This window comes from Kitasatospora sp. NPDC088160, assembly GCF_044741445.1.
Taxonomy (GTDB): Bacteria; Actinomycetota; Actinomycetes; order Streptomycetales; family Streptomycetaceae; genus Kitasatospora.
Genome location: NZ_JBIUSS010000025.1, coordinates 75,410 through 87,884 on the forward strand (window position 1 = coordinate 75,410; position 12,475 = coordinate 87,884).

The 12,475-nt window shown below is 73.1% G+C and carries 12 protein-coding genes, 1 tRNA gene and 1 pseudogene; 4 read left to right on the plus strand and 10 right to left on the minus strand.

All coding sequences use genetic code 11. The features are described from left to right. Positions 1–52: 52 nt before the first annotated feature. Both ACIOGZ_RS32885 and ACIOGZ_RS32890 read left to right on the plus strand, forming a co-directional pair. Positions 53–271 (plus strand): ferredoxin, encoded by a 219-nt coding sequence (locus tag ACIOGZ_RS32885; RefSeq protein WP_359896573.1) that lies wholly within the window; start codon positions 53–55, stop codon positions 269–271. A 93-nt stretch (positions 272–364) separates the two neighbouring features. Further along, positions 365–1,570, plus strand: coding sequence for a cytochrome P450 (locus tag ACIOGZ_RS32890; RefSeq protein WP_363585350.1), 1,206 nt, complete (start codon positions 365–367; stop codon positions 1,568–1,570). A gap of 54 nt (positions 1,571–1,624) precedes the next feature. On the opposite strand, the pseudogene ACIOGZ_RS32895 reads toward ACIOGZ_RS32890, so the two are convergent. Further along, positions 1,625–1,987: pseudogene (locus ACIOGZ_RS32895) on the minus strand (transposase); the annotation flags it as partial. On the opposite strand from ACIOGZ_RS32895, the gene ACIOGZ_RS32900 reads away from it, so the two are divergent. After that, on the plus strand, positions 1,908–2,168 hold the full coding sequence (locus ACIOGZ_RS32900; RefSeq protein WP_363585410.1) for a hypothetical protein: 261 nt from the start codon (positions 1,908–1,910) through the stop codon (positions 2,166–2,168). The pseudogene ACIOGZ_RS32895 and the gene ACIOGZ_RS32900 sit on opposite strands and share 80 nt — an antisense overlap. A gap of 259 nt (positions 2,169–2,427) precedes the next feature. Here the strand turns inward: ACIOGZ_RS32900 and ACIOGZ_RS32905 are convergent. The 8 genes from ACIOGZ_RS32905 to ACIOGZ_RS32940 all read right to left on the minus strand — a co-directional run bounded on the left by ACIOGZ_RS32905 (position 2,428) and on the right by ACIOGZ_RS32940 (position 8,871). Next, positions 2,428–2,501 (minus strand) — tRNA-Ala (locus ACIOGZ_RS32905). Between the two features lie 82 nt (positions 2,502–2,583). Beyond that, positions 2,584–3,714: a gephyrin-like molybdotransferase receptor GlpR gene (glpR, locus tag ACIOGZ_RS32910; RefSeq protein WP_400988700.1), complete on the minus strand. Its 1,131-nt coding sequence runs from the start codon at positions 3,712–3,714 to the stop codon at positions 2,584–2,586. Between the two features lie 149 nt (positions 3,715–3,863). Next, positions 3,864–4,448: a GNAT family N-acetyltransferase gene (locus ACIOGZ_RS32915; RefSeq protein ID WP_400809521.1), complete on the minus strand. Its 585-nt coding sequence runs from the start codon at positions 4,446–4,448 to the stop codon at positions 3,864–3,866. A 38-nt stretch (positions 4,449–4,486) separates the two neighbouring features. Then, positions 4,487–4,990, minus strand: coding sequence for a MogA/MoaB family molybdenum cofactor biosynthesis protein (locus ACIOGZ_RS32920; protein ID WP_363585352.1), 504 nt, complete (start codon positions 4,988–4,990; stop codon positions 4,487–4,489). Positions 4,991–5,028: 38 nt separating this feature from the next. Further along, positions 5,029–5,469 (minus strand): cyclic pyranopterin monophosphate synthase MoaC, encoded by a 441-nt coding sequence (gene moaC / locus ACIOGZ_RS32925; RefSeq protein ID WP_363585407.1) that lies wholly within the window; start codon positions 5,467–5,469, stop codon positions 5,029–5,031. Between the two features lie 153 nt (positions 5,470–5,622). Beyond that, positions 5,623–6,963, minus strand: a complete 1,341-nt coding sequence (gene glp / locus ACIOGZ_RS32930; RefSeq protein WP_363585353.1) for a gephyrin-like molybdotransferase Glp — start codon at positions 6,961–6,963, stop codon at positions 5,623–5,625. Between the two features lie 25 nt (positions 6,964–6,988). After that, positions 6,989–7,909 (minus strand): UTP--glucose-1-phosphate uridylyltransferase GalU, encoded by a 921-nt coding sequence (gene galU, locus ACIOGZ_RS32935; protein WP_363585354.1) that lies wholly within the window; start codon positions 7,907–7,909, stop codon positions 6,989–6,991. Between the two features lie 50 nt (positions 7,910–7,959). Next, a complete protein-coding gene (locus ACIOGZ_RS32940) occupies positions 7,960–8,871 on the minus strand; it encodes a GGDEF domain-containing protein (RefSeq protein ID WP_400988702.1) in 912 nt (303 codons plus the stop codon). 101 nt (positions 8,872–8,972) lie between these two features. On the opposite strand from ACIOGZ_RS32940, the gene ACIOGZ_RS32945 reads away from it, so the two are divergent. After that, positions 8,973–9,548, plus strand: coding sequence for a 5-formyltetrahydrofolate cyclo-ligase (locus ACIOGZ_RS32945; protein WP_363585356.1), 576 nt, complete (start codon positions 8,973–8,975; stop codon positions 9,546–9,548). Between the two features lie 72 nt (positions 9,549–9,620). Here ACIOGZ_RS32945 and ACIOGZ_RS32950 read toward each other — a convergent pair whose 3' ends face one another. Then, complete coding sequence (locus ACIOGZ_RS32950; protein WP_363585357.1) at positions 9,621–12,332, minus strand: penicillin acylase family protein; 2,712 nt, start codon at positions 12,330–12,332, stop codon at positions 9,621–9,623. Positions 12,333–12,475 lie beyond the last annotated feature (143 nt).

Sequence of the window (12,475 nt, forward strand, 5' to 3'; positions counted from 1 at the left end):
ACGAGAGGCGGCCGCCGGGCAGCCGGCGCCGCCCTGGCGAAAGGTGCCCGACATGCAGGTGAGCGTCGACCGGGACCGTTGCTGTAGCTCCGGCATGTGCGTGATGAACGCCCCCGCGGTCTTCGACCAGGACGACCGGGACAGTCTCGTGAGACTCCGTCAGACCGTCCTGCTGCCCGAGCAGTTCGACGACGTCAGACTCGCCTCCGAGCTCTGTCCGGGCCGGGCGATCACCGTCACCGGGGACGAGCCCGCGCGGACCGGGGCCTGACGGACCCCCGCCGCCGGCCCCGCAGGCCGCGCCGGGAACCTTCCCGGGCCCCGAACCCCACGAGAACACCCGCGACGTGAGGAGACCCCCGCCTTGACCACCGCATCCACCACCCCCGTCCTCCCGCTGCCGGCCCGGCACTCCGGTGGCTGCCCGTTCGGCCCGCCGCCCGCGTACTCCGAGGCCGCCGCCACCGGGCCGGTGACCAGAGCCGAGCTGCCCGACGGCGACCTCTGCTGGCTGGTCACCGGCTTCGCCGAGGTCCGCACCGTGCTGTCCGACCGCCGGTTCAGTGCCGACATCCGCCACCCGACCTTCCCGCTGCTGGTCGCCGGCGCTCGCGAGCTGATCACCGACAATCCGGACTTCCTGCGGCTGGACGACCCCGAGCACGCCCGCCAGCGCCGCATGATCACCGGGGAATTCCTGGTCAAGCGGGTGGAGGCGCTGCGCCCGGAGATCCAGCGGATTGTGGACGAGGCACTGGACCGGATGACCGCGGGCCGGACCACGGCCGACCTGGTCACCGACTTCGCGCTGCCGGTGCCCTCGCTGGTGATCTGCCTGCTGCTCGGCGTGCCGTACGAGGACCACGACCGCTTCCAGAACCTGAGCCGCACGATGCTCAGCCGGGAGAGCACCGTGGAGCAGCTCCGGGAGGCCCAGGAGGAGGTCCGGGACTACCTTCGCGACCTGACGGCCCGCAAGCGCGCACAACCGGAGGACGATGCCCTCAGCCGACTCGCGGCGCGGGACGACCTGACCCCGGACGACGTGGCCGGCATGGGCGTGCTGCTGCTGGTCGCCGGGCACGAGACGACCGCGAACATGATCTCGCTGTCGACCGCGCTGCTGCTGGAGCACCCCGAGCAGATCCCCGGCCTGGCCGACCCGGCCACCCTGCCGGGCGCGGTGGAGGAGCTGTTGCGGCTGCTGACCATCGTGCACACCGGCCTGCCCCGGGTGGCGCTGGAGGACGTGGAGCTGGGCGGCGTCACCGTCCGGGCCGGGGAGGGCGTGATGGCGATGCTCTCCACCGCCAACCGGGACGAGGCGGTGTTCGGCGGCGCCGGCCATCGGGCGACGGACGAGCTGGACCTGGACCGGGACGCCCGGCGGCACCTGGCGTTCGGCTTCGGCGTACACCAGTGCCTGGGCCAGCCGCTGGCCCGCGCCGAACTCCAGATCGCCCTGGAGACGCTGTTCCGCCGGCTGCCGGGGCTGCGGCTGACCGGCGAGCGCGAGTTCCGTACCGAGTCGTTCATCTACGGGATGCGGTCACTGCCCGTGGCCTGGTGAGCGGGGCCCAATGGAGAACTCTCGCTGGAGTACCAGGCAAAGCTGTCCGGGCGATCATGCGCGGAGCCAGATGACGAGAGCGGCTGCGGTGACGGTGCCGAGGTAGACGTATCCGCGCTTGTCGTATCGGGTTGCGACCGCTCGGGCGTGCTTGAGCTTGTTGATGGCCCGTTCGACGGTGTTGCGCTTCTTGTACCGCTTCTCGTCGAAGGCCGGTGGGCACCCGCCGCGTGAGCCTTTGCGCAGGCGGGCGGCCTGACCGTCCGCCTTCTCCGGGATCGTGTGCCGGATGCCGCGCCTGCGCAGGCAGGCGCGGCACGGGCCGCTGCTGTAGGCCTTGTCGGCGGCCACGCTGTCGGGCGTCTTCCGGGGCCTGCCCGGCCCTGTCCGCGGGACACGGATCTTCTCCAGTACCGGCGGACGCGTCGCCCAAGCGGTCCTGCTCGCCCTGATGGTCTTCATGATCGACCTGTTGACCATCCAGGACCGGCTCCGCACCAGCAGCCCCGGGCTGACAGCGGCGAACAGCATCGAGGACTACGACGGCCTCACGCCCGCCCCCGCAGACTTCAACGGCCTGCCCCCGCCGCACAGCTGACGAACAACTCGCAGACACCCCGAAGTGGCCTACCCCACAAAGCCGTTGGCCCGCCGCTCGACGGCGGCTTCCGCACGACCGCAACAGCTCAGCCGACCCCGAGAAAGCCCGCGCAGTCGCGTGATCTACGTCACGAAGCCCCATCGCCATCGCACGCCGCCTCGAACAGACCCGCCCAAAGCAGAAATCCCGCCCGACCGAATCGGTCGAGCGGGATCTCGTGACCACTCACGAATCAGACTCGTGAACAGTCGTTGGGTGGAGCTGAGGGGATTCGAACCCCTGACCCCCTCGATGCGAACGAGGTGCGCTACCGGACTGCGCCACAGCCCCAACGAGAAGAAACTCTAGCACCTTCCGGAGGGGGGCCGTGACCACCCCCGGCGATGCGGCGCTGGTCCGGGGGCCGGGGAGGTCACTCGTTGGCCGCGCGGGGGCGGGCCTCCGGGGCCGACGGTTCGGCGTACTGGTCGAACAGCGGGGTGTTGCGGGCGGACTCGGCGGGGCGGCCCGCGGTCCAGGTGCCGGGGGCCGTCAGGTCGAGACCGCGGGAGACCCGGGGGGCGACCGGCGCCGTGACGTACGTCGGCAGCGGGACGGGCACCGGCTCCCAGGAGTCCGGGCCGGCCGCGCCGCGCTCGCGCATGCCGTCGACCCACTCCTCGTGCTCGGTCGCCTCGGCCACCGCGGAGGCGGACGGCGCGGAGACGGCGGCCTCGCCGGGGTCGGCGGCCAGCCGCAGATGCGGGCGGCGCCCGGCCCGCCCCTCGGCGGCCGGGGCCTGGGCACGAACCGGGGCCTGGGCCCGGACGTGGACCTGGGTGTGAGCCTGGGTGTCAACGGCCTCGGCCGGGACGCTCCGGGCCGCGGCGCGCTGCTGCTCGCGCTTGCGCAGCCGCTCGGCCGCCTGGGCGGCCCGGGCGCGGTCGAGCTTCACCTCGTAGCGCTGGCGCTCCAGCTTGCGCAGGTGGCCGATGTACAGGGTGAGGAGGATCGCCGGGACGGCCGGGACCCAGAGGAAGGCCAGTCCGGCCACCGCCGCGACCACGGCGCCGAGCGCGAAGGCCAGGAAGAGGGCGGTGACCATCCGACGCCGGCGGGCCAGCAGCCGGGCCCGGCGCTGCGCCCCGCCGTGCGGCGCGGAGCCCGGACGCTCTCCCCGGGCGCCCCGCTCGGGCGAGGACGAGGATGCGGGCGAGGACGCGGACGCGGACGCGGGCACCGGCGCGGGCGGAGGCTCGACGGAGGGCGGGGACTCGGGCCCCACGGCGGGCGGCGCGGAGTCCGCCGCGGGGTCGCCGGAGGCGGCCCCGTCCCGTCCGGGAGGGCCGTCGCTGCTGTGCTCGTCGTCACGCGGTTCGTCGCCCAGGGCCCGGGCTGCCCGCCGCTCCAGCCCCGAACGCCCGGCCAGCAGGCGGATGGCGGTGCTGAAGCGCTCCGTCGGGCGCGCCTCGTTGAGTTCGTCCTGCCTGCGGAGCCACATCGGCACCAGATAGGCGGCCCAGGCCCCTACGATGACGGCGTAGATAAGGCCGCTACTGCTCACGATCCACACCGTACGGGCGCCGGGAAGGCCTGGCAGCAATTTGGCTCGGCGTGTCGTGTGATCAAGCTGATTCTCCGACTATTTTGCCGGTATTTGTGCCAGTCCGCCGTCGCGACGATGCCATATCGATATTTGTTTCGAACATATATTCAATTACTTGACTCGCGACCTGAACTGATCGACCGCCAGCGTTCCAGCATCCCCTCCGGCACCTCCTCGGCGGTCAGCGCGTACACCAGGTGGTCCTGCCAGGCGCCGTCGATGTGGAGATAGCGCGGGCGGATTCCCTCCGAGCGGAAGCCGAGCTTTTCCACCACCCGGCGGCTCGGGCCGTTCTCCGGGCGGATGCAGACCTCGATCCGGTGCAGGCCGAGGGTGCGGAAGCAGTGGTTGACGGAAAGCGCCACGGCCGTCGGCATGATGCCCCGGCCGGCCACCGCCTCGTCGATCCAGTACCCGACGTTCGCCGAGCACATCGAGCCCCAGGTGATGCCGCCCACGGTCAGCTGGCCGACCAGCTGGCCCTTGTAGAGCACGACGAAGGGCAGCATCCGCCCGGCCGAGCCCTCACCGCGCAGGAAGCGCACCATCTGCCGGAACGTCGGGCGCGGCCCGGCGGCCTGCCCGGCCGGACCGGGCGGGACGGTCGCCTCCCAGCGGCGCAGCCAGTCCCGGTTGCGGAGGCTGACCTCCTGCCACTCGCGCTGGTCGCGGGCCCGGATCGGGCGCAGCACGACCTCCCCCTCGTGGAGTTCTACCGGCCAACCGGCGTTCAGTGCGTTCTCCCGGAAGCTGGTGCGTCCGGCCGGGGGTGGTCCCCGCCGCCGAGCTGGTCGATGGCGTGGACGAGCAGCGGTTCGAGGACGGCCAGGCCGTCCTTGACGCCGCCGGTCGAGCCCGGCAGGTTGACGATCAGGGTACGTCCGGCGAGCCCGGCCAGCCCGCGGGAGAGCGCCGAGGTCGGCACCTTCTCCCGGCCGTACGCGCGGATGGACTCGGCGATGCCGGGGACCTGCCGGTCGATCACCCGGGCGGTCATCTCCGGGGTGAGGTCCGTCGGCGAGATACCGGTACCGCCGGTGGTGAGCACGACGTCGTAGCCGGCCGCGACGGCCTCGCGCAGGACGGCCTCCACCGGCTCGCCGTCCGGGACGACCCGGGGGCCGTCGGCGGTGAAGCCCATCGCGGTCAGGCCGGCCACCAGCAGCGGGCCGCCCCTGTCCTCGTAGACGCCGGCCGAGGCCCGGTTGGACACGGTGACCGCAAGGGCCCTCATCCGTCCGGACCCCTCGGTGGTGAGCTCGCTCCGCCCGTTCACTCGCCCGCCTCCGGCGCGAACCAGTCGCCGCTCTTGCCGCCGGTCTTGCTGAGCACCCGGACGGACTCGATGGCGGCGCCCTTGTCCACGGCCTTGACCATGTCGATGACGGTGAGGCCGGCCACCGCGACGGCGGTCAGCGCCTCCATCTCGACGCCGGTGCGGTCGGCGGTCCTCACGGTGGCGGTGATCTCGACGGCGTCGTCCGCGACCGTGAGGTCCACCGTGACGCCGGAGACGGCGATGGGGTGGCAGAGCGGGATCAGGTCGGGGGTCTTCTTGGCGCCCATGATCCCGGCGATCCGGGCCACCGCGAGGGCGTCGCCCTTGGGCACGCCCTCGCCGCGCAGCAGCTCGACCACCTTCGGGGAGACCCGGACCCGGCCGGCCGCGACGGCGGTGCGCGCGGTGGTGGCCTTCTCGGAGACGTCGACCATCCGGGCCGCGCCCTGGTCGTCGACATGGGTGAGGCGGTCGCCGGGGGGAGGTGTCGTCACGGGTGGCTCCAGGGGCACGCAGGTCGAATACCGCGCTACCGTACAGCTCCCCCGCCACACCCCGTGGGAGGGGCCTGGTCCGCGAGACATGTCCTAGGAACCGAGCAGGACCACGTCGACCTCGCTGCCGGCGGGCAGGGCGGTGACGGCCTCGGGGACGGTGATCAGGCAGTTCGCCCGGGCCAGGGCGCCCACCAGGTGCGACTCGGCGCCGCCCACCGGCTCGACGGTGCCGTCCGCCGCCGAGTAGCGGCCGCGCAGGAACTGCCGGCGGCCGGCCGGGGAGCGCAGCGCCGCCGGGCAGAGCGCGCGGACCACCGGGCGGTGGACGTCGGCGGCGCCGAGCATGGTGCGGATGACCGGGCGGACGAACAGCTCGAAGGAGATGTAGGCGCTGACCGGGTTGCCGGGCAGGGCGAGCAGCGGCACGCCGGCCGGGCCGCCGATCCGGCCGAAGCCCTGCGGCTTGCCGGGCTGCATCCGCAGCCTGCGGAAGTCGACGCCGCCGTAGGACTCGAAGACCTCCTTGACCACGTCGTACGCGCCGACGCTGACCCCGCCGCTGGTGACGATCAGGTCCGCCCGGCCGAGCTGGTCCTCCAGGACGGCGCGCAGCCGGTCGGCCTGGTCCGGGACGGCGCCGACCCGGTAGGCGATGGCGCCGGCGTCCTGGGCGGCCGCGGTGAGGGTGAAGCTGTTGGAGTCGGAGATCTGCCCGGGGCCGACCGGCTCGCCGGGCTGGACCAGCTCGCTGCCGGTGGACAGCACTACGACCCGGGGGCGCGGGCGGACCCTGACGGTGGCGCGGCCGATCGCGGCGAGCAGGCCGAGCTGGGTGGGGCCGAGCCGGGTGCCGGCCCCCAGGACCTTGGTGCCGGCCGCGACGTCGCTGCCGCGGTGGCGGATGTGGGCGCCCTCGGCGACCGGGCGCAGGACGCGGACCTCCTCGTCCTCGACGGGCGCGGTCATCGCGTCGGCGGGCACCCCGGTGCCGGTGCCGCCGTCGGTCCACTCGACCGGGGCGACGGCCTGGGCGCCGGGCGGGACGGGGGCGCCGGTCATGATCCGGGCGGCCTGGCCGGGCCCGACCCGGGGCAGTTCGCCCGCGCCGGCCGCGATGTCGCCGACGACGGCGAGCACCGAGGGGTACGGGTCGGTGGCGCCGGCGGTGTCGGCGGTGCGCACGGCGTAGCCGTCCATCGAGCTGTTGTCGAAGGGCGGCAGGTCACCGTCGGCGAGGACGTCCTCGTCGAGCCGGCAGCCCTGGGCGTCGAGCAGTTGCAGCTCGATGGCGGGCAGCGGGCCGACCGCGGCCAGGACGTCGGAGAGGTGTTCGTCCACCGTCCAGAGGCGGGGGGCCGCCGGTGCCGGGTCCGTGGTTCCGTCGCAGCAGGCTGCGGCGGATCCGGTGGTGTGTTGGGTGGACCCGGTCATCGGCGGCTCGCTCTCTGTCGTCGTGTCAGTCCTGCAGCTCGGAGGCGACGAACTCGCGCAGCCAGGAGCGGAACTCCGGGCCGAGGTCCTCGCGCTCGGAGGCCAGTCGGACGATAGCGCGCAGGTAGTCCGCGCGGTCGCCGGTGTCGTAGCGGCGGCCCTTGAAGAGCACGCCGTGGACCTGGCCGCCGGCCTCCGGCTCGCGGGTGGTCAGCTCGCGCAGGGCGTCGGTGAGCTGGATCTCGCCGCCGCGGCCGGGCGGGGTCTCCCGCAGCACGTCGAAGACCAGCGGGTCGAGGACGTAGCGGCCGATGACGGCGTAGTTCGAGGGGGCCTCGTTCGTCTCGGGCTTCTCGACCAGGTCGGTCACCTGGAAGACGTCCTCGCCGAAGCCGTTCGCCTTGACGGCGGCGCAGCCGTAGAGGTGGATCTGGGAGGGGTCGACCTCCATGAGGGCGACGACCGAGCCGCCGAGCTCCTGCTGGACCTCGATCATGCGGGCGAGCAGCGGGTCGCGCGGGTCGATCAGGTCGTCGCCGAGGAGGACGGCGAAGGGCTGGCCTGCCACGTGCTGCTCGGCGACCGAGACGGCGTGGCCGAGGCCCTTCGGGTCGCCCTGGCGGACGTAGTGCATGTTGGCCAGCTCGACGGATTCGCGGACCCGGCGCAGGCGGTCCTCGTCGCCCTTGCGGGCGAGCAGCTCCTCCAGCTCGTAGGCGCGGTCGAAGTGGTCCTCCAGGGCCCGCTTGTTACGGCCGGTGACCATCAGTATGTCGGACAGCCCCGCGGAGGAGGCCTCCTCGACGACGTACTGGATGGCCGGCTTGTCGACGACGGGCAGCATCTCCTTCGGAGTGGCCTTGGTTGCCGGGAGGAAGCGGGTGCCCAGTCCGGCCGCGGGTACCACGGCCTTGGTTACCGGGATTCGGGAGTTGGTCGTCGTCATGCGTTTACCTTACTCAGGCACGTTTTCGCCCGGCCGGGCGCGGTCGACGGCTAGGACAGCACGTCGCGGGGCCCGGCCACGGCGGCAGGCGTATGGGAATTGACCGGCTGGGCGAGGGGGTCCCCGCCGGCACAGGGCGACAGACTACCCGGCTTTCCCGAACGGTCACGCTCGGCAGTCGCGTTGGGCCGCGCACCGGCGGCGGGCGGGGCGGCCGGCCGCGCCGCCGACCGGTCGCCGGGGCCCGGGCGGACCCGCCAGCAGTCGCCGCCGGCCGACCTGGCCTCGGCGAGCGCGCGGTCGGCGGCGCGCAGCAGCACGGCGGCGTGGGTGCCGTCCTCGGGCAGCACGGCGACGCCGACGGCGGCGGTGAGGCCGTTGCCGTGGGCCGGGCGGGACTCGCGCGGGCCGGAGGACCAGTCGAGCAGCAGGTGCCGGCGGACCGACCAGACCAGGCGCTCGGCGACCTGCGCGGCGCCCTCGGCGCCGGTGTCCGGCAGCACCACCAGGAACTCCTCTCCGCTGTAGCGGCCGAGGGTGTCGGAACGGCGGATCTCCATCGCCAGCCGCTGGGCGAGGTCGCGCAGCACCGCGCCGGCGCGGCCGCGGCCGTGCTCGGCGACGACCGCGTCGAAGCCGGTGATCTCCAGCAGCAGCACGGCCAGCGGGCGCGGCCCTTCGGGCTGGTCGGTCCGCTCGGCGCGGCGGGCGCGCTCGATCTCGCGGTCCAGGGTGAGCTGCAGGTGGCGGTAGTTCCACACGCCGGTGAGCGGGTCGCAGGAGGCGGTGCGCTCCAGGTCGGCGCAGCGGGTCTCCAGTTCGGCGATCCGCTCGCGCAGCCGTTCCTGCCGGGCGGCGGCTTCGGCGCCGCCCCGGCGCAGCCGAAGCCCGAGCACGGTGGCGCCGGCCAGCGCGGGGGCGCTGAGCACGGCCAGGGCCTGGACCAGCAGCGGGGTGGACAATCGCGGCGCCCTTTCGCGTGTCAGGCTCTGCGCGTCGATGGCGCCGGCCGGCGGGACCGGTCGGCGGCACGGCTCGACGGCACAGAGTTGCGGAGGATCCGATGCACAACGAGAAGAGCGATCTGAGGACACGGCTGTTGACCCGGCGCCGCGCGCTCTCCGCCGAGGGGCGCGCGGAGGCCGCGCTCGCGCTGGCCGGGCACGCCGGGGAGCTGGCGGCGCCGGGTGCCACCGTGGCCGCGTACGTGTCGGTGGGCGCCGAGCCCGGGACCAGGCCGTTGCTGGACGCGCTGCGGGCGCGCGGGGTACGGGTGCTGCTGCCGGTACTGCTGCCCGACAACGACCTGGACTGGGCCGCCTACCGGGGCCCGCAGGAGCTGGCCCCGGCCGGACGCGGGCTGCTGGAGCCGGTCGGCCCTCGGCTCGGCCCGGAGGCGGTCACGGAGGCCTCCGTGGTGCTGCTGCCGGGCCTGGCGGTGGACCGGCGGGGGCTGCGGCTGGGCCGCGGCGGCGGCAGCTACGACCGGGTGCTGGCCCGGCTGGGGCGGGCGGGCGCGCGGCCGGTGCTGGCGGTTCTGCTCTACGAGCACGAGCTGCTGGACGAGGTGCCGGCCGAACCGCACGACCGCCCGGTGGACCTGGCGGTCACGCCCGCCGGGCTGCGGAGGCTGGGGTGAGACGGCGGCGGCCCCGCTCCGGGGAGGGAGCGGGGCCGCCGGGGTCGTGCGGGTCGTGCGGGTCGTGCGGGGTCAGCCGTTGGTGAGCACCAGCTTGTGCTTGGTGGCCTTCTCGACCGCGTCCGGCGTGTAGGCCCAGGTCAGCAGCTTGCCCTTGAGCCAGAGGTCGGTCTGGTCGTTGTAGTTGTCGTGGAAGGCGTGGCCGGAGGCGCCGCCGACGTTGATCCACCGCGAGGAGTCGAGGTCACTCAGGTCGATCACCATCCGCATCGACGGGATCCAGTCCACCTGGTAGCCGGCCGCCGCGTTCCAGCCGGCCGCGTCGACGGCCGCCGAGCCGCCGGAGAGCCGGTACGGGCCGCGGTTGAGCAGCCGGTGGACCGCGCCGGAGGCGATCGAGGAGTCGTCGGTGCCGAGGGTCTGCTCGCGCAGGGTCAGCTTGTGCAGGCGGCCCCAGCTCCAGGTGGAGATGTCCTTGCTGAGCAGCGAGGTGAGGTCCTGCCGGGCGTCCTTCATCGCCTCCTTGAGCAGGTTGTCCAGGCCCTTCTGCTCCTTGTGCTGGGAGTCGATGTACGTCCACCAGGAGCTGTCCGGCTTGTCCAGCTGCTGCCGGACCACCTCGGTCCAGCGGTCGCCGCCGTCCGGCTGGGCCTTGCCCGGGTCGCGGGTGCCGCACTCGGTGACGATCTTGCTGGAGCTGTCCGGCCTGGTCGGGTCGTCCTGCTGGCGGACCAGCAGGCAGTTGCCCTTGGCCCGCAGGTCGGCCGGGAACTTCTGGCCGAAGGCGAGGCTGAGCAGCTGGCGCCAGACGCCGTTGTAGTAGGCGGCGGCGGCCGAGTCGGCGTCCTGGTGGTAGTTCCAGTCCTTCAGCAGGTCCTGCGCCTCACGCACGTACGGGTCGTCGATCTGCTGCTTGAGCAGCAGCGGGACGAGCGTCTTGGCCATGATGCTGGTGTTGTCCAGCTGCATGGTCTGCATGTCGTCCGGCGAGATCTTGCCGTTGTTCTTGAGCAGGCCCTCGATCTGGTCGGTGATCTCCTTGGCCCGGGTGCCGTACTCCCAGTCCTTGGTGAGCGAGTACTTGTAGCTCGGGTCCACCACGGCCTGGTTCGCGGTGACGATGTAGCCCGCGGACGGGTCCAGGCTGTACGGCAGGGCGGTGAAGGGGATCGAGCCCTTCCACTGGTACGTGGAGTCCCAACCCGGGGCCGGGTAGGTGCCGTCGCCCTTGCCGCGGACCGGGATGTCGCCGGGGGCCTGGTAGCCGATGTGCTTGGCGTCGGCGTAGACCAGGTTCTGCGCGGGGACGGCGAAGTCCTTGGCGGCGGCCCGGAACTCGTCCCAGTTGCGGGCCCGGTCCAGCTCGAACACCGCGTCCATGGTCTTGCCGGGGTTCAGCGCCGTCCACTGCAGGGCGACGCCGTAGCCGCCGGTGCCGCGGTCGGGGGCGGCGCTGCCGTTGGGGGCGTACTTGCCGACGTTCTGCTGCTCGGTGCTCTGGTCGGAGATGAGCGGGGCGCCGGTCTGGGTGGTGCGGACGGTGATCGTGCGGTCGTCGCCGCCGGCGACCTTGATGGTCTCCTTGCGGAGGTCGAACTTCACGTCCTTGCCGTCGACCTGGTAGGTGTCCGGGCCGGTGACCTTCTCCAGGTAGAGGTCGGTCACGTCGGCGCCGAGGTTGGTGAAGCCCCAGGCGACGTCCTTGTTGTGGCCGATTATCACGCCGGGCATGCCGGCGAAGCTGAAGCCGGAGACGTCGTACTGGCAGGCCGGCGAGCTAGTGCGGCAGTGCAGGCCCATCTGGTACCAGACGGAGGGCAGGCCGGGGCCGAGGTGCGGGTCGTTGGCCAGCAGCGGCTTGCCGGTGGTGGTGTGGGTGCCGGCGACGACCCAGGAGTTGGAGCCGATGCCCTGGCCGGGGCGGCCGAGCAGCTGCGGCATGCCGTCGATCCGGTCGGTGAGGCCCTGGAGCAGCGCCTTGGTGGTGGCCGCGCCCTGGGTGGTGGCGGTGCCGCCGCCGGACGGGGGCGAGCCGTCGGCGGGGCGGTAGTTGTCGCCGGCCACCGTGCCGGTCTTCACGATCGTGCCGTTGCGGGTGTACGGGTAGTCGGGGTACAGCTCGGCGATCTTGTCCGGACCGAAGTCCTGGGCCAGCAGCGAGCGGTCGATCTCCTCCTGGAGGTTCCCGGAGAGGTTCCAGGCCATCGCCTTGAGCCAGGCCACCGAGTCGACCGGGCTCCACTGCTCGGGCTGGTAGTCGCCGTTGACGGCGCCGAGCAGGGCGTACTCCAGAGAGGCCTTCTCGCCGCCGGGGTGCTCGGCGAGCCAGGCGTTCACGCCGTCCGCGTAGGCCTGGAGGTTCTTCTTGGTGTCGGCCGACAGCTTGGTGTCGAACTCCTTCTGCGCCACCTGCCGCCAGCCCATGGTCCGGATGAAGGCGTCGGTGTCGACCTGGCCGTCGCCGAACATCTCGGACAGCCGGCCGGCGGTGATGTGCCGCCGGACGTCCATCTCCCAGAAGCGGTCCTGCGCCTGGACGTAGCCCTGGGCGCGGAAGAGGTCCTCGTTGGTGTCGGCGTAGAGCTGCGGGATGCCGTTGGCGTCCCGCTTGACGTCGACCGGCGCGCTCATGCCCGCCACCTTGACGGTGCCGTCGACCTCCGGGAAGGACGCGCGGACCGCGGTGACCCCGCGGTAGCCGCCGTAGCCGACGCCGGCCACCAGCAGCACGACCAGCACGATCACGATCAGACGGGCGCGCCGGAACTTCTTCGAGCGGGGCATCTGGGTCCTTGCGGTCCTGACTTCGGGGCGGGCGGGCGTGTCCAGGGCCGGGGGCCGTGACAGGGCACCACATTAGGCCGAGTCGGCCGAGCGGCGTGCACGGGGGACGCTCACCGTGGGATCGGAGGAGGTCAACGAGGAGG